We start from the raw sequence: 15,792 nt of genomic DNA on the forward strand, positions 1-15,792 counted from the left end.
CACCCCGTCACTGACAACCGGCCGGACCTGCGCAAACGCCCGGCGGCACGGGGGCGCAGAATGAGGGGATGGGGAAGGACGACACGGGCCGCGAGTGGGCCCGGCACTGGCGCTACCCGCACCTGCCCGGGCTGGACCTGCTGCGCGCCCACTACGTGCGCCACACCTTCCCCCGCCACGCCCACGACGGCTACGTCATCGCGGCCGTCACCGGCGGCGTCGAGGAGATCGGCATGCCCGGCGGCACCCTGCGGGCCGGGCCGGGCAGCGTGGTGCTGATCAACCCCGAGGTGCCGCACACCGCGCGGGCCGGGGACCCCGGGGGCTGGGCGTACTCCACGCTCTACCCCTCCCGGGAGCTGATCACCGAGGTCGCCGCCGAGCTCGGCACCCTGCGCGGCACCCCCGGCTTCACCGCCGAGATGGTGCTCGACGCGCAGGGCGCGAAGCTGATCACCGAGGTTCACCGGGCCGCCGAGGCGGGGAACGCGCTGGCCGCCGACACCCTGCTGCGCGCCGTCGTGGCCCGGATGCTCGGCCGGCACGCCGCGCCGCTGCCCGCCCGCGCGGTGTCCCGCGCGGGCGGCTCCGACGCGGAGCGGGCGCGGGCCGTCCTGGAGGAGCGGATGGCCGCGCCGCCGTCCCTGGAGCAGCTCGCGGCGGAGCTGGGGACCAGCCCGTTCGCCCTGCTGCGGGCCTTCCGGGAGCGGTACGGGATGCCGCCCCACACCTGGCTGACGGACGCGCGGGTCCGCCGCGCCCGCAGGCTGCTCGACGCGGGCGGCGCGCCGGCCGAGGTGGCCGTCACCGTCGGCTTCACCGACCAGCCGCACCTGAACCGGCACTTCACCCGCATCGTCGGCGTCCCCCCGGGCGCCTACCGGCGGGGGCGCACGGGCTAGCCCCGCCGCCGGGCCGGGGGGGCGCGCAAGAACGTACAAGACCCGGCCGGCCGTCCCCGCCTACCGTCGCCGGGTGGGAACAGAACAGATGGTCATACAAGAGGCCCCCGACGGCGTCGGCGGGCGGACCAGGGCAGCCGTCGTGCGGGACGCCCTCGGCGTCGGGGTGGCCGTCGGGCTCTCCGGGTTCGCGTTCGGCGTGACGGCCGCCGGGGCCGGTGTCAGCGTCCTCCAGGCCTGCGTGCTGAGCCTGCTCGTCTTCACGGGCGCCTCCCAGTTCGCCCTGGTCGGAGCGCTCGCCGCCGGCGGGAACCCGTTCACCGCCGCCGCCGGCGCCTTCTTCCTCGGCACCCGCAACGCCTTCTACGGCCTGCGGCTCTCCCAGCTGCTCGCCCTCCCGAAGGCCGTCCGCCCGCTGGCCGCGCACTGGGTCATCGACGAGACCACCGCCGTGGCCCTCGCCCAGCCCGACCGCAGGTCGGCCCGGCTCGGGTTCACCGTCACCGGTCTCACCCTGTACCTGCTGTGGAACCTCACCACCCTGCTCGGCGCGCTCGGTGCCGAGGCCATCGGCGACACCGCCGCCTGGGGGCTGGACGCCGCCGGGCCCGCCGTGTTCCTGGCCCTCCTCGCACCCATGCTGAAGAGCACCACCGAGCGGGCCGCCGCCGGGCTCGCGCTCGTCCTCGGGCTGGGCTTCCTGCCCGTCCTGCCCGCCGGGGTGCCCGTACTGATCGCCGCGCTGGCCGCACCCGCCGTGCTGTGGCTGAAGGGACGCCGCTCGTGAACGTCTGGATCGCCATCGGGCTCACCGTCGCCGGATGCTACGCCGTCAAGCTCGCCGGACTGCTGGTGCCCGCCGGGGCCCTGGAGCGCCCGGCGGTGCGCAGGCTCTCCGCCCTGCTGCCGGTCGCGCTGCTCGCCGCGCTCACCGCCCAGCAGACCTTCAGCACCGGCCACGAGCTGGTCCTCGACGCCCGCGCCGCCGGGCTGGCGGCCGCCGCCGCGGCGCTGCTGCTGCGCGCCCCGTTCCTCGTGGTGGTCGGGGCGGCCGTGGTGGTCACCGCCGGCGTGCGGGCCCTCGCCGGCTAGGACGGGCGCGGCCTAGGCCAGGGGCCGCCCGTAGGCCCTCAGGGTCAGCAGGGCCTCGATGGTGGCGATCGGGCGCCGCTCCAGGGTGCTGCCCGGGGCCCAGGCCCGGCGGCGCACCGGCCAGCCCCCGTCCGGCTGCTGCTCCGCCGCGAGGAAGTCCAGCGAGCGGCCCACCTCCTCGTCGGTGAACCAGCCCCGGGCCAGCGACTCCGGCCGCCGCGCGTAGTCGTGCGGGAACAGCCGCTCGCCCGGTGCGTAGCCGGGGGAGAGCGGGTACTCCTCGCGCCGGGCCGGGTCGAGCACCGCCAGGCGCCGCTCGCGCACCAGCCGGCCGAGCCGGTCCGCGGCCGCCGCCGCGCGGGCCCGGTCGGGGACCCCGTCGAGGAAGGCCACCGCGCCCTGGACCTCGTACGGATGCGCGTGGCGCAGGGTCTCGACCCGCTCCCAGCAGAACTCCGTGGCCCGGAACAGCCAGGCGTCCCAGATCCGGTTGCGGTGCAGCACCCCGACGACGGGGCCCGTGGTCACCAGCTCGCCCGGCGGGTCGTCGCCCACCGGGTGCCAGGGCGCTGCGGGATGCCCGCGCGGGGCCGGGACGGCCAGCGGGAGCGCGCCCTCCGGGGTGGAGATCCGGGTCAGGTGGCGGCAGAGCCGCTGGATGCGCTGCCCGGCGCAGCGGCCGAGGCCGTCGAGGACCAGCAGGGCGTGGGCGGTGTGCAGGGGCTGGCTCAGCGGGCCGCGCAGATCGGGGTCGAGGGCGTGGCCGTAGCCGCCGTCGGGGCCCAGGTAGGAGCCGAGGGCGGTGTCGACGGGGTCGGCGTCCCCGCCGAGGAAGTGGTACGCGAACCGGTGCTGCTCGAGCACCCGGGCCGTGAGCCAGATGAACTGCTCGGCGCGGGCCAGCGGGGCCGGGGCGGCCGCGGGGGCCGGCGCGGACGCTTCGTCTCCAGGCATGCGAGCCACCGTAGGGCGCACGGAGGGCGGCGGTGGGCGGCAACGGGAAGGGTGCACTCTCCGGGGCGGGATACTGGGGTCATGCGGTTGACGATTTTCTGGGAGCGGATGGCGGAGCACTTCGGTGCGGCCTACGCGGACTCCTTCGCGCGGGACCACGTCATGTCCGAGCTCGGCGGGCGCACGGTGCACCAGGCGCTGGAGGCGGGCTGGGAGACGAAGGACGTGTGGCGCGCGGTGTGCTCGGCGATGGACGTGCCCGCCTCGCTGCGCTGAGGCCCTGCCGCCCGCCGCGTGCCGGGCGGCTTCGTGGTTCGCGCGGCCCGTGGGACAGACTGGTCGGCGTGGCAGTGACAGACGAGACGACCGACCGGCCCGAGGACCCGCAGGACCCCCCGTTCCCGGGACGGCCCGTGGCAGTGGACCCCCCGGCCCCGGCGGAGCACCCCGCCCCGGCGCGGGGCGGGCTTGAGGGGCCCGGAATCCCTTCGCCCGGTACCGCCCCGACAGGGCCCGCGGACGGGTCGGAGGTGCCCGCGCCCCACGGCGCCCCGGCCCGGGCGGACGCGCGGATGCCGCGCTGGCTGCCCCGCGCGGTGATCCTCGTACTGGCGCTCGTCGCCTGCTTCCAGCTCGGCAGCTGGGCCTTCCACCAGCTGATCGGGCTGCTCGTCAACATCCTGATCGCGTTCTTCCTGGCGCTGGCGATCGAACCCGCGGTGGCCAGGATGGCGGCCCGGGGCATGCGCCGCGGGCTCGCCACCTTCCTGGTGTTCCTGGGCGTGCTCGTCGCGACCGCCGGCTTCCTGGCGCTGCTCGGCTCGATGCTCGCCGGGCAGATCGTCGACATGGTGGAGGGCTTCCCCCACTACCTCGACATGGTGATCGACTGGATCAACCGCACGCTGCACACCGAGCTGTCCCGGCTGGAGATCCAGGACAGCCTGGTGCACTCCGACTGGCTCCAGAAGTACGTGCAGAACAGCGCCAGCGGGGTGCTCGACGTGTCCGCCACCGTGCTCGGCGGGCTCTTCCGGCTGCTGACGGTCGGCCTGTTCTCCTTCTACTTCGCCGCCGACGGGCCGAGGCTGCGGCGCGCGCTGTGCTCCGTACTGCCGCCCGCGAAGCAGTCCGAGGTGCTGCGGGCCTGGGAGATCGCCGTCGCGAAGACCGGCGGGTACCTGTACTCGCGCGGGCTGATGGCGCTGGTCTCCGGCATCGCGCACTACGTGGTCCTCGCGGTGCTCGGGGTGCCGTACGCGCCCGCGCTCGCGGTGTGGGTGGGGCTGGTCTCCCAGTTCATCCCGACCATCGGCACCTACCTGGCGGGCGCGCTGCCGACGCTGATCGCCTTCACCGTCGATCCCTGGTACGCGGTGTACGTGCTCGGGTTCGTCGTGGTCTACCAGCAGTTCGAGAACTACGTCCTCCAGCCGAAGCTGACCGCCAGGACGGTGGACATCCACCCGGCGGTGGCCTTCGGCTCGGTCATCGCGGGGACCGCCCTGCTGGGCGCGGTCGGGGCGCTCATCGCGATCCCGGCCGTGGCCACGCTGCAGGCCTTCCTCGGCGCCTACGTGAAGCGGTACGAGGTGGCGGGCGAGGCCGGCGGCGCCGACGGGGCCGCCGCCGGCGGGGAGCCTACGGCTGCCCGTCCGCGCCGAGTACGGCTGCCAGGGCTTCGGTGACGGCCGCCTCGGCGGTGGCCTTGTCCAGGCCGAGGCCGCTGAGGGTGCCCTCGCCGTTCTCCAGTTCCAGCAGGGCGAGCAGGATGTGCTCGGTGCCCACGTAACCGTGGCCCAGGCGCAGGGCCTCGCGGAAGGTGAGCTCCAGGACCTTCTTGGCGTTGGCGTCGAAGGGGACGAGGGCGGGCATCTCCGCCGCCGCCGGGGGCAGGGTGGCCGTCGCGGCGGCGCGCAGGGCGTCCGCCGAGATGCCCCGGGCGCCGAGGACGAGTCCGGCGAGGCCCTCGGGCTCGGCCAGCAGGCCCAGCGCCAGGTGCTCGGTGCGGATCTCGGCGTTGTCGGCGGCGCGGGCCTCGTTCTGCGAGGCGATGACGACGTTGCGGGCGCGGGGGGTGAAGCGGGCGAAGCCGGCTTCGGGGTCGAGGCCGGGGTCGCCCTCCTTGTCGGCCTTGGGGACGAAGCGCTTCTGGGCGGCCTGCCGGGTGACGCCCATGCTGCGGCCGATGTCGGTCCAGGAGGCGCCGGAGCGGCGGGCCTGGTCGACGAAGTGGCCGATGAGGTGGTCCGCCACGTCACCGAGGTGCTCGGCCGCGACGACGGCGCCGCTGAGCTGTTCCAGGGTGTCGACGTGGGACTTCTTGATGGCCTCGATCAGGTCGTCGAGGCGGACGGGATGGGGGATGCGGACGGGTTCCACGGAAGGGTTCGTCATAGGTGCAACCCTAGGTTGACACCTGAGGGGTGTCAACCATGGGTTGTCACTCGGAGGGTGGAGGGTGGAGGGCGGAGGGCGGAGGGGTTGGGGACGCGCCCCTCCGCCCCGGTCTGTGCGCGGCCGTCAGGCGACCGGCTGGCCCTGGCCCGCCAGCAGGCCGAGCAGCTGGTCCATCTCGCCCCGCCAGATGCGGTGCACGTTCATGCGGGTCGGGGTCGCCTGGCCGGGGAGCTGCATGCGGAACGAGCTCCAGATGGCGTTGCGCTTGACCTCGGTGATGGTGCCGACGGCCTGGTGGGGCGGTATCGCGAAGACGATCTCCTGCGGGCGGTTGCTCATCCGGCTGGCCCGGTGGAGCACCACGGCCTGCTCGGTCACGGTGATGAAGTAGTAGCTGAGGAACGCCTGGCCGATGAGGCCGAGCATGCTCATCAGCCAGACGCTCGGGCCGGCGATGGCCTGGATCGTGACGAGGGGGCGGTCGGCGGGGTTGGCCTGGGCGAGGGCTTCTGCCACCTGCTGCTGGATCGTGGCCTTCTTGACGGCCATGGGTCCTCCTGAGCGGAATCTCACGGCCCCCGTCGTCGGGGGCACCGCAGAGTACCGGCCGTAAAACGGCTGTTTCGCGCCAGCCCGGGGGTGTGGGTCATGCGCCCCGGAATGGGTTCCCCCGTCCGCCTCGCGGGGTGTTGGAGTGATTAATTCCGCTTACGGCCGCGGGCTTTCGGCCGCCCTGGTGTCCAACTCCCAACGCCCTATTGTGTGTTGATTCCTCTGGGCGAAGAATGCAGTGCACATGTCAACCGAAGGATCTTCGGTCGCATTCGTCACCAGAGGGGAACCCCCACATGAACAAGCCTCTCGCCGGCGCCGTGTTGTCCCTGCTCCTGACCGGAGCGGCGGCCACTCCGGCCGTGGCCCAGGCCCCCGCGCCCCGGCAGGCCGCCGCGGTCACCTACGCGGGCACGGTCGCGCTCAGCAACTGCTCAGGCTCCGTCGTCCGCGCGCCCGGCTCGCAGCCGGACGACCCCGCGCTCGTCCTCTCCAACGGCCACTGCCTGGAGACCGGCTTCCCGGCGGCCGGCGAGGTCCTCGTCAACCGCGCGTCCAGCCGCAGCTTCTCCCTGCTCAACGCCTCGGGCTCCAAGGTCGCGACCCTGCGCGCGAGCAAGATCGCGTACGGGACGATGACGGACACGGACGTCTCGCTCTACCAGCTGACCAAGACGTACGCGCAGATCCAGAGCCAATACGGCATCGCGGCGCTCACCCTCAACGACACCCACCCGGTCCAGGGGGCGTCGATCAAGGTGGTCTCCGGCTACTGGAAGCGCACCTACAGCTGCAGCGTCGACGGGTTCGCCTACCGCCTCAAGGAGGGGGAGTGGACCTGGAAGGACTCGGTCCGCTACACCTCGTCCTGCAACACCATCGGCGGCACCTCCGGCTCGCCGGTGATCGACACGACGACCGGCAAGGTCGTCGCCGTCAACAACACCGGCAACGAGGACGGCCAGCGCTGCACGGACAACAACCCGTGCGAGGTGGACCAGGCCGGCAACGTCACGGTGCGCCAGGGCATCAACTACGCCCAGGAGACCTACGTCCTCGTCCCGTGCATCGGCCCCGGCAACCAGATCGACCTGAACCGCCCCGGCTGCACCCTGCCGAAGCCGTAACCCCCCGCCCCGGCGGACCCCGCGGCCCCGTCGCCCACCGGCCCCCCGGTGCGCGGCGGGGCCGCGGTGCGTCCCCCGCCGCCCGCGGGCCCGGCCGGCGGATGTGAGGCGCGCCACGCCGCGGCGCCCTGCCGGCCGTGCCGCCGCAGGTCCTCCCGGAGGTCGCGGCCGGGGGCGGTGGGGAGCGTTCCGCCTTCGGTGCGAAGGGGTTGCGGGGTGCGGCGCGGTCGGCTTGACAGGAAAATCGAACATCCATTCTGATGAGTTATCCACAGCCGAACCGGGCGTGGAAGCGCATTGTCAGTGGCAGGCGTTAGCGTCAATGGCGTGAAGCGATCGACTCAAGCAAACCGGGTGGAACCCATGGCAGGCACCGACCGCGAGAAGGCTCTCGACGCCGCGCTCGCACAGATTGAACGGCAATTCGGCAAGGGTGCGGTCATGCGCCTCGGCGACAAGCCGAACGACCCCATCGAGGTCATCCCCACCGGGTCGACCGCCCTGGACATCGCCCTGGGCGTCGGCGGGCTGCCCCGCGGCCGCGTGGTCGAGATCTACGGCCCGGAGTCCTCCGGTAAGACGACCCTGACGCTGCACGCCGTGGCCAACGCGCAGAAGGCCGGCGGCACCGTCGCCTTCGTGGACGCGGAGCACGCGCTCGACCCCGAGTACGCCCGCGCCCTCGGCGTCGACACCGACAACCTCATCCTGTCCCAGCCGGACACGGGCGAGCAGGCCCTCGAGATCGTCGACATGCTGGTCCGCTCCGGCGCCCTCGACCTGATCGTCATCGACTCCGTGGCGGCCCTCGTGCCGAAGGCGGAGATCGAGGGCGAGATGGGCGACTCGCACGTCGGTCTCCAGGCCCGCCTGATGAGCCAGGCGCTCCGCAAGATCACGGGCGCGCTCAACCAGTCCAAGACCACCGCGATCTTCATCAACCAGCTCCGCGAGAAGATCGGCGTGATGTTCGGCTCGCCGGAGACCACGACCGGTGGCCGCGCGCTGAAGTTCTACGCCTCCGTGCGCATCGACATCCGCCGCATCGAGACGCTGAAGGACGGCACGGAGGCGGTCGGCAACCGCACCCGCTGCAAGGTCGTGAAGAACAAGGTCGCGCCCCCCTTCAAGCAGGCCGAGTTCGACATCCTCTACGGTCAGGGCATCAGCCGCGAGGGCGGCCTGATCGACATGGGCGTGGAGCACGGCTTCATCCGCAAGGCCGGCGCCTGGTACACGTACGAGGGCGACCAGCTCGGCCAGGGCAAGGAGAACGCCCGCAACTTCCTGAAGGACAACCCCGACCTCGCCAACGAGATCGAGCGGAAGATCAAGGAGAAGCTGGGCGTCGGCGTGCGCAAGGACGCCGAGGGCGACGACGCGGCCGCGTCCGCCGCGCCGGCCGACGCCTCCGTGCCCGCCCCGGCGTCGAAGGCCAAGCCGGCGGCCAAGGCCGCCGTGGCCAAGAGCTGACCGTGCGCGAGGAGCAGGAGAGGGGCGGCAGAGCGGGGGGCGGCCGTGAGGGCCGCCAGGAGCTGCCGCCCCAGAGTCCCGAGGAGCAGGCGCGGGCGATCTGTCTGCGCCTGCTCACCGGGATGCCGCGCACCCGGCGGCAGCTCGCGGACGCACTGGCGAAGCGGGGCATCCCCGAGGAGGTCTCCGAGGCGGTCCTCTCCCGGTACGAGGAAGTGGGCCTGATCGACGACGCCGCCTTCGCCGGGGCCTGGGTCGAGTCCCGGCACCGCGGCCGGGGCCTGGCCCGACGGGCGCTCGCGCAGGAGCTGCGGACCAAGGGGGTGCACACCACCCTCGTCCAGGAGGCGCTGGAACAGCTGGACTCCGAGCAGGAGGAGCAGACCGCCCGCGAGCTCGTGGAGCGCAAGCTCCGCTCGACCCGGGGGCTGGAGCGCGACAAGCGGATCCGGCGGCTGGCCGGGATGCTCGCGCGCAAGGGGTACCCGGAGGGCATGGCCCTGCGGGTGGTGCGCCGCGCCCTGGAGGCGGAGGGCGGGGACGCCGACGACCTGGGGTACCCCGGGGATTGACCCCCTCGGGGGGCGGGGTCAGCCCCCCCGGCGGGGAGGGCGGGGCACTCCAGTGCCGGGAGCGGCTCCCGCCGACAGAGTTGACCGCAGGATGCTGCGTTACGCCCTTCGGACCGAACGGGCCTGGCTGCCGGCCTCCGTCGTGGACACCGTCCAAGCCGTCCCCGGCGTCGAACGGGCCGTCCCCGAGCTCACCTTCCAGGCCGTCCCGCTGGTCGGCGACGCGGGCCCGCCGAAACCCTCGTACGGCCACGCCTGGACCTCCGCCGAGCTCACCCCCTTCACCCTGGCCGAGGGCCGCGCCCCCGGGGGCGCGGACGAGGTCGTCATCGACCGCGACCTGGCCGTCCGGGCGGGACTCGCGCCCGGAGCCCGGCTCACCGTGCAGGCCACCGGCGACCCGAAGACGTACACCGTCAGTGGTGTGGCGCACACCGCCCACGGCGGCCTCGGCCACCAGAGCGCGCTCTTCTTCACCGACGCCGAGGCCCAGCGGCTCGCCGCCCGCGCCGGCGGCGTCCCGGCCATCGGCGTCCTGCCCGGCGCCGGGGTGAACGCCGAGCAGCTCGTCGCCCGGGTCGCACGGGCCCTCGAAGGCACGACCGCGCGGGTCTCCACCGGTGACGACCGCGGCCCGGTCGAGTTCCCCGACGCGGCCGGCGCACGCACCGGGCTGGTCCCCACGGGCGGTGCGATGGGCGGCACCTCCCTCCTCGTCGCGGTCCTCGTGGTCGCCGGCACCTTCGCCCTCTCCGTCCAGCAGCGCCACCGCGAACTCGCCCTGCTGCGGGCCGTCGCCGCCACCCCGCGGCAGCTGCGGGGCCTGCTCGGCCGCGAGGCGCTGCTCGTCGGCCTGGCCGCCGGGATCGGCGGCGCCCTCGCGGGGCTGCCGCCGGCCGCCTGGCTGTACGGCCGGTTCGTCGCCACCGGGGCCGTCCCGGCCACCCTGGAGCGCACCGCCCGCCGGAATCCTCCCGATGATCGCGGCCGTCGCGGCGGGCCTGCTCGGGGGCTGGGCCGCCGTCCGGATCACCGGCCGACGGGTCGCCCGGATCCGCCCCGCCGAGGCCCTGGCCGAAGCCGCCGTCGAGCGGCCCCGCCCCGCCTGGGCCCGCACCGTCGCCGGACTGCTCCTGCTGGCCGGCGGGGCCGTGCTGGTCGTCGTGCTCGGCTCCCTGCACACCGAGCCGGCGTCGACGCCGGTGACCTTCCTCGCGGTGGTGGTGCTGGCCGGCGCCGTCGCGCTGCTCGGTCCGCTGCTGGTCCGCGGCGCGGCCGCGCTGCTCGCCGGACCCCTGGCGCTGACCGGCCCGGGCGGCCGGCTGGCCCCAGCCAACCTGCGCGGCAACGCCACCCGCATGGCCTGCGCCGTCACCCCCCTCACCCTGCTGATCGGGATGACCTGCACCGTGCTCTTCGCCACCCCCACCCTCGGCCACGCGGCCCGGGCGCAGGCCCGCGAGGGCGTGCGGGCGCCGTGGGTGCTCGCCGCCCAGGGGCCGGGGGTGGACCCCGGGGCCGTCGAACGCGTCCGCCGGACGCCCGGGGTCACATACGCGCGGGGGCTGGGCTTCGGCGACGTGGTGCTGCCGCACGCGCTGGTGGCCGCGCATGTGGGCGACCCGCTGGCGAGCAGCGTGCTGGTGGCGGCGGAGCCGGGCGTCGGCCGGGAGCGGCTGGCCGCCGCCGCGGGGGTGCCGGTGCTGTCGGCGGGCCAGGCCGATGCGGCCCGGCGCGGCCGACGCCGGCCGGGGCGGGGGCCAACGTGTTGGCGATGGGCCTGGTCCTGGCCTTCACCGCGATCGCGGTGGTCAACACCCTGGCCATGTCCACGGCCGAGCGGTTCCGGGAGTTCGCGCTGCTGAGGCCGGCGGGGGCGCAGCGGCGGCAGGTGCTGCGGATGCTGCGGGCCGAGGCGGTGGCGGTGCTGCTGACGGGGGTGGTGCTGGGGTCGGGGACGGCGGCGGCGGTGCTGACGGCCTTCAGCGTCGCGATGACGGGGTCGGCCGCGCCGACCGTGCTGCCGGTGGTGTGGGCGGGGGTGGTCGGCGCGGCCGCGCTCCTGGCCTCCCGGCCGTCGCCCTCCCGGGCCGGCTGGCCCTGCGGTCGCGCCCGGTGGACGTGGCGGCGTCGTAGTGAGCCGGGGGCGGCCGGTGACGCGGGGGCCGCTGCGCGGAGCACGCCCCGCGCAGCGGCCCCGAGGGGTGTCCGCGAGGGAGCTCCGTCCGCCCGAAGCGCGGGGCGGGCGCTCCTTCCCGGACACCCCGCGGTGTCAGGCGGGGACGACGGGGAGGCCTGCGGAGCGCCAGGCCTGGAAGCCGCCCGTGAGGTCCGTCGCCCGGTGCAGCCCCAGCGCGTGGAGCGACGCCGCCGCCAGCGAGGACGCGTAGCCCTCGTTGCAGATCACCACCACCCGCAGTTCGTGCGAGACGGCCTGCGGGAGGCGGTGGGAGCCCAGCGGGTCCAGCCGCCACTCCAGCTCGTTGCGCTCCACCACGACCGCCCCCGGGATCAGCCCGTCCCGCTCGCGCAGCGCCTGGTAGCGGATGTCCACCAGCAGGGCGTCCCCGTCCTGCCACGCCTCGTGCGCCGACCGGGCGTCGACGCGGGTGTAGGCCGCCCGGACCCGTTCCAGGAGGTCGTCGATGCCGACGGGGCCGCTCACTGCCAGTCCGCCGGGCGCTCGACGTGCTCCAGCGTGAGGACCGGTCCGCTGCGGCTGTACCGGCGGATCAGCGGGAGCGGCGGGTAGTAGGCGTGCACCGAGACCGCGTGCTCGGTGGCGGACTCGTTGAGCACCTCGTGGACGTGGTGCTCGCCGAACGCCCGCCCGGTCACCGCGCCGAGGCTGCGGGTGCGGTCCACGTCCGGGGCCAGTTCCAGGTTCCGCCACCCCTCCGAGGGCAGCCGGACGGCCAGGGAGTGCTCGGTGAGGCGGCCCCGCGCGGTGGCGAACGCCCCCCGGGACTCGGCGTGGTCGTGCCAGCCGGTGCCGGTGCCCGGCGGCCAGCCGATCAGCCAGGCCTCGCTGCCGCCCGGGCCGTCGAGCCGGATCCAGGTCCGGCCCTCCGGGTCGAGGGGCAGGGAGTCGACGACGGCGGGGTCGGCGGCGGTGCGCAGGGCGAAGGCGAGGAGTTCCGCCGCCGTGGGGGCGGCGGAGCGGGCAGGGGCGTGCGGGGACGCGGAAGCAGACATCGGGGGGTGACCGTCCTGGGGTTCGCGAAAAGGGCGCGCGGGCCCGGAAGGGCGGCGGGGCGCGCGGGGAAGGGGCGAATCAGCAGGAGGGGCGACACACGCAGCCCGCGTAGCGGAGCAGGTCCATGTGGACCCTCCGCCACAGGCGTACGTCGTTGCCGGTCATGTCGGCGAGTGAACCACGAGTGCCCGAGGGCGGTCAATCGATCACAGGGGCGGGTGTGGCGGGGGCTCCGGCCGGGGCACCCGCCCGCACCGCGTCCGCCGCCGCGTACAGCTCGGCCGGGCGGACCCCCGAGAAGGTCGCGGCGAGGTGTCCGTCGGGCCGTACCAGGAGCACGGTGTGCGCCGGAGCCCCCGGATAGCCGTCCGCCACCAGCAGGTCGGCCGGAACCGGCAGCGCGGTCACGGCCGCCGCGAGCCGGGGCATCAGCCCGACGCCCATCCAGTGCCGCCGGTCCCACACCCCGGTGCCCGGGGCGACCAGCAGCACCAGCAGCCGGCCCCGCCCCAGCAGGTCCCGCAGCGGGACGGTGGACCCGTCGGGCGCGGACACGGGCACGTTCGCCACGGGCCCGCCCGGCTCCGTGTCCGTCGGGACCTCGCGCACCGCCACCGGCGGGGCGTAGACCGGCCGGCCGCCCAGCGGGCCCCGGCCCAGGTGCCCGTCGGTCAGCAGGGCCTCGGCGGACCGCCCCGACCCGGGCAGGAGGGTGCGCAGGCCACCCCCGCCGCGCAGGGCGGGCAGGGCCTGGTCGGCGGCGCGCAGCCGTGCGGCGACGGCGGTGCGCCGCTCGCCCTCGTAGCTGTCGAGCAGGGCCTCGGAGGCGCCCTGGTGCCAGTCCAGGGCCAGCTTCCAGGCCAGGTTCTCGGCGTCGCGCAGCCCCTCCTCGACGCCCTGGGTGCCCAGCGCTCCCAGCAGGTGCGCGGCGTCGCCGGCGAGGAAGGCCCGGCCGTCGCGCCAGCGCCGGGCGAGGCGGTGGTGCAGGGTGTGCACGCCGGTGTCGATGAGGTCGTACGGGGGAGTGCTGCCCCCGCACCAGAGCGCCAGGGTGTCGCGGATGAGGGTGACGAGGGCGTCGGGGGTGACGAGTTCCCCGCGCGCGGGCAGCAGCCAGTCCAGCCGCCAGACCCCGTCGGGCAGCGGCCGGGCGGTGATCTCCTCGGGCCCGGACGGCGGGTTGCGGTGCAGCAACGTCTCGCCGGGCCAGGGCAGTTCGGCGCGCAGCGCGGCCACGGCGTGCCGTTCCACGGCGGTCCGGCCGGGGAAGCGGATGCCGAGCAGCTTGCGGACGGTGGAGCGGGCTCCGTCGCAGCCGACCAGGTGGCTGCCGCGCCACCAGGTGGTCTCGGAGCCCCGGGTGTGCGCGGTGACCCCGTGCCCGTCCTGCTCCAGGGAGTCCAGCTTGGCGTCGGCCACCAGCTGGACCAGCGGGTGCGCCGCGGCCGCGGCGCGCAGTCCGCGGGTGAGGGCGTGCTGCGGCAGGTGCAGGGGGGCGGGGGCGTCCTCGAAGGTGATCCGCCGGGACTCCTGACGGCGCCTCATGGTGCGCCAGGCTGCGTACCGCGCGCCCTCGTCGCGCAGGGTGGTGCAGCCCAGGCGGTGGACCATGGCCGCGGTGTCGGAGTGCAGCACGACGCTGCGGGCGGGCCGGGGTTCGTCCTTGCCGGGGCCTTCGTCGAGCAGGACGGAGGGCACGCCGTGGCCGGCCAGGGCGAGGGACAGGGCGAGTCCGACGGGGCCCGAGCCGACGACGATCACCGGGTCCATGATGCGGCTCCCGATGTCCGGTATGTGATCACAGAACGTATGCAACCCACTGGAGGTTCCGGCGTCAAGTGACCCCGGTCCGGACAAAGCCGTGTGGTGCGGCGGAGAGTTCCGCCGCACCACACAGGCTACGCATCGTGCGGGACTGACCGGACGTCAGCCCCCCGCGGTCAGGCCGCCGCTCCGGTGGCCATGTCGTCGACCTTGGCGACGGCGGCCACGGGGGCGGCGCCCTTCTTCGACTTCCGCAGCCGGCCCTCCAGCCAGGAGGCGAAGGTGGTGAGGGCGAAGTTCAGCGCGATGTAGAGCAGGGCGATCACCACGAGCGTGGCGATGGTGTTGCTGTAGTTGGCCGAGATCTGCCGGTTGGCCGCCAGCAGGTCGCCGACGCCCAGCAGCGAACCGCCGAGCGCGGTGTCCTTGAGGATCACCACCAGCTGGCTGACCAGGGCGGGCAGCATCACGGTGACGGCCTGCGGGATCAGGACGTGGACCATCGTCTGGCCCTTGCGCATGCCGATCGCCTTGGCGGCGTCGGTCTGGCCGCGCGGCAGCGACATCACGCCCGCGCGGACGATCTCGGCGATGACCGCCGAGTTGTACAGGACCAGGCCGATCACCACGGCGTACAGCGGCCGGAAGTCCGAGGAAACGGCGGGGACGAACTTCACGATGAACGCCGAGCCGAAGATCATCAGCATCAGCACCGGGATGGCGCGGAAGAACTCGACGACCGTGCCGACCGGTATGCGCACCCAGGCGTGGTCGGAGAGCCGGCCGATGCCCAGCAGGGCGCCCAGCGGCAGCGCGATCACCATGGCGATCGCGCCGGCCTTCAGGGTCTCCAGCAGGCCGGGGATCAGATAGGTGGTCCAGATCCGGTCGTCGGTGACGAAGGGGGTCCACTTGTCGGCGTCGAGCTGGTGCTTGTCCGCCATGATGGACAGGATCCACCAGGCGGCGAGCGCGAACAGGGCCAGGAAGACGGCCGTGTAGATCCAGTTGCGGGCCTTGGCCTTCGGGCCGGGAACGTCGTACAGCACCGAGCTCATCGCTTCACCGCCACTCGCTTGGCCACCCAGCCCAGCAGCAGACCGGTGGGGAGGGTCAGCAGGCAGAAGCCGAGGGCGAAGATCCCGAAGACGGCGAAGAGCGCGTCCGCCTCGTTCTCGATCATTTCCTTCATCAGCAGGGCCGCCTCGGCCACGCCGATGGCCGCCGCCACCGTGGTGTTCTTGGTGAGGGCGATCAGTACGTTGGCGAGCGGTGCGATGACCGCCCGGAAGGCCTGGGGGAGCACGATCAGGGTGAGCACCTGGAAGAAGCCCAGCCCCAGCGCCCGGGCCGCCTCGGCCTGGCCCACGGGCACGGTGTTGATGCCCGAGCGCAGCGCCTCGCAGACGAAGGTGCCGGTGTAGGCGGTCAGCGCGAGGACGGCGAGCCGGAAGCCGGTCTCCTTGAACGTGCCGCCGCCCATGTTCAGGCCGAGGGTCTGGCTGAGGCCCAAGGAGCTGCCGATGATCAGCAGGGTCAGCGGCGTGTTGCGGACCAGATTCACGTACGCGGTGCCGAAGGCCCGCATCAGCGGGACCGGGCTGACCCGCATCCCGGCCAGGACGGTGCCCCAGACCAGGGAGCCCACCGCCGAGTAGAGGGTGAGCTGAACCGTCACCCAGAAGGCTCCGAGCAGGTCGTACTGCCCGGAATCAAGAAAGTCGAACACGATGCCCTGCGCTCTCCCCAGGATGGCCGGT

16 protein-coding genes and 2 pseudogenes are annotated in these 15,792 nt (G+C 74.4%); 9 read left to right on the forward strand and 9 right to left on the reverse strand.

What is annotated here, in order from left to right; translation table 11 throughout:
- The first annotated feature begins 68 nt into the window (after positions 1-68).
- From ACIRBY_RS29900 to ACIRBY_RS29910, 3 genes are all read left to right on the forward strand, one after another.
- Positions 69-902 carry an AraC family transcriptional regulator gene (locus ACIRBY_RS29900; RefSeq protein WP_403906315.1) on the forward strand — a complete coding sequence of 278 codons (834 nt, stop codon included), beginning with the start codon at positions 69-71 and terminating at the stop codon, positions 900-902.
- A gap of 88 nt (positions 903-990) precedes the next feature.
- Complete coding sequence (locus tag ACIRBY_RS29905) at positions 991-1,689, forward strand: AzlC family ABC transporter permease (protein WP_403906518.1); 699 nt, start codon at positions 991-993, stop codon at positions 1,687-1,689.
- Positions 1,686-1,994 (forward strand): AzlD domain-containing protein, encoded by a 309-nt coding sequence (locus ACIRBY_RS29910; protein WP_403906318.1) that lies wholly within the window; start codon positions 1,686-1,688, stop codon positions 1,992-1,994. The genes ACIRBY_RS29905 and ACIRBY_RS29910 overlap by 4 nt, the downstream gene beginning before the upstream one ends.
- A 12-nt stretch (positions 1,995-2,006) precedes the next feature.
- Here ACIRBY_RS29910 and ACIRBY_RS29915 read toward each other — a convergent pair whose 3' ends face one another.
- On the reverse strand, positions 2,007-2,948 hold the full coding sequence (locus ACIRBY_RS29915; RefSeq protein ID WP_403906321.1) for a hypothetical protein: 942 nt from the start codon (positions 2,946-2,948) through the stop codon (positions 2,007-2,009).
- Positions 2,949-3,029: 81 nt separating this feature from the next.
- On the opposite strand from ACIRBY_RS29915, the gene ACIRBY_RS29920 reads away from it, so the two are divergent.
- A complete protein-coding gene (locus tag ACIRBY_RS29920; RefSeq protein WP_042820097.1) occupies positions 3,030-3,224 on the forward strand; it encodes a DUF3046 domain-containing protein in 195 nt (64 codons plus the stop codon).
- Between the two features lie 296 nt (positions 3,225-3,520).
- Complete coding sequence (locus ACIRBY_RS29925; protein ID WP_403906521.1) at positions 3,521-4,636, forward strand: AI-2E family transporter; 1,116 nt, start codon at positions 3,521-3,523, stop codon at positions 4,634-4,636.
- On the opposite strand, the gene ACIRBY_RS29930 is transcribed toward ACIRBY_RS29925, so the two are convergent.
- Together ACIRBY_RS29930 and ACIRBY_RS29935 are read right to left on the reverse strand one after the other, a co-directional pair.
- A complete protein-coding gene (locus tag ACIRBY_RS29930) occupies positions 4,590-5,345 on the reverse strand; it encodes a Clp protease N-terminal domain-containing protein (protein ID WP_403906325.1) in 756 nt (251 codons plus the stop codon). The two genes, ACIRBY_RS29925 and ACIRBY_RS29930, sit on opposite strands and share 47 nt — an antisense overlap.
- A gap of 126 nt (positions 5,346-5,471) precedes the next feature.
- Positions 5,472-5,897, reverse strand: a complete 426-nt coding sequence (locus ACIRBY_RS29935) for a hypothetical protein (RefSeq protein WP_403906328.1) — start codon at positions 5,895-5,897, stop codon at positions 5,472-5,474.
- Positions 5,898-6,196: 299 nt separating this feature from the next.
- Between ACIRBY_RS29935 and ACIRBY_RS29940 the strand changes: the two genes are divergently transcribed.
- The 4 genes and pseudogenes from ACIRBY_RS29940 to ACIRBY_RS29955 form a co-directional block, all read left to right on the forward strand.
- On the forward strand, positions 6,197-7,027 hold the full coding sequence (locus ACIRBY_RS29940) for a serine protease (RefSeq protein WP_403906331.1): 831 nt from the start codon (positions 6,197-6,199) through the stop codon (positions 7,025-7,027).
- 363 nt (positions 7,028-7,390) lie between these two features.
- Positions 7,391-8,500: a recombinase RecA gene (recA, locus tag ACIRBY_RS29945; protein WP_042818365.1), complete on the forward strand. Its 1,110-nt coding sequence runs from the start codon at positions 7,391-7,393 to the stop codon at positions 8,498-8,500.
- A pseudogene (gene recX, locus ACIRBY_RS29950) lies at positions 8,410-9,072 on the forward strand (recombination regulator RecX); the annotation flags it as partial. The gene recA and the pseudogene recX, both read left to right, overlap by 91 nt.
- 694 nt (positions 9,073-9,766) lie before the next feature.
- A pseudogene (locus ACIRBY_RS29955) lies at positions 9,767-11,077 on the forward strand (FtsX-like permease family protein); the annotation flags it as partial.
- 267 nt (positions 11,078-11,344) lie between these two features.
- On the opposite strand, the gene ACIRBY_RS29960 reads toward ACIRBY_RS29955, so the two are convergent.
- The 6 genes from ACIRBY_RS29960 to ACIRBY_RS29985 all read right to left on the reverse strand — a co-directional run bounded on the left by ACIRBY_RS29960 (position 11,345) and on the right by ACIRBY_RS29985 (position 15,761).
- Positions 11,345-11,743, reverse strand: coding sequence for a rhodanese-like domain-containing protein (locus tag ACIRBY_RS29960; protein ID WP_403906524.1), 399 nt, complete (start codon positions 11,741-11,743; stop codon positions 11,345-11,347).
- A complete protein-coding gene (locus tag ACIRBY_RS29965; protein ID WP_403906335.1) occupies positions 11,734-12,267 on the reverse strand; it encodes a cysteine dioxygenase in 534 nt (177 codons plus the stop codon). Before ACIRBY_RS29965 ends, ACIRBY_RS29960 begins: the two co-directional genes overlap by 10 nt.
- Positions 12,268-12,346: 79 nt before the next feature.
- Positions 12,347-12,433 (reverse strand): putative leader peptide, encoded by an 87-nt coding sequence (locus ACIRBY_RS29970; protein WP_311318651.1) that lies wholly within the window; start codon positions 12,431-12,433, stop codon positions 12,347-12,349.
- A gap of 33 nt (positions 12,434-12,466) precedes the next feature.
- The gene (locus tag ACIRBY_RS29975; RefSeq protein ID WP_403906339.1) at positions 12,467-14,038 is read right to left on the reverse strand and encodes an FAD-dependent monooxygenase; all 1,572 of its coding nucleotides are present in this window, start codon (positions 14,036-14,038) and stop codon (positions 12,467-12,469) included.
- Between the two features lie 170 nt (positions 14,039-14,208).
- The gene (locus ACIRBY_RS29980) at positions 14,209-15,090 is read right to left on the reverse strand and encodes an amino acid ABC transporter permease (protein WP_403906342.1); all 882 of its coding nucleotides are present in this window, start codon (positions 15,088-15,090) and stop codon (positions 14,209-14,211) included.
- Complete coding sequence (locus ACIRBY_RS29985) at positions 15,087-15,761, reverse strand: amino acid ABC transporter permease (RefSeq protein ID WP_403906345.1); 675 nt, start codon at positions 15,759-15,761, stop codon at positions 15,087-15,089. The genes ACIRBY_RS29980 and ACIRBY_RS29985 overlap by 4 nt, the downstream gene beginning before the upstream one ends.
- Positions 15,762-15,792 lie beyond the last annotated feature (31 nt).

The sequence above is a fragment of the Streptomyces sp. NPDC096136 genome (assembly GCF_044763325.1).
Classification (GTDB): domain Bacteria; phylum Actinomycetota; class Actinomycetes; order Streptomycetales; family Streptomycetaceae; genus Streptomyces.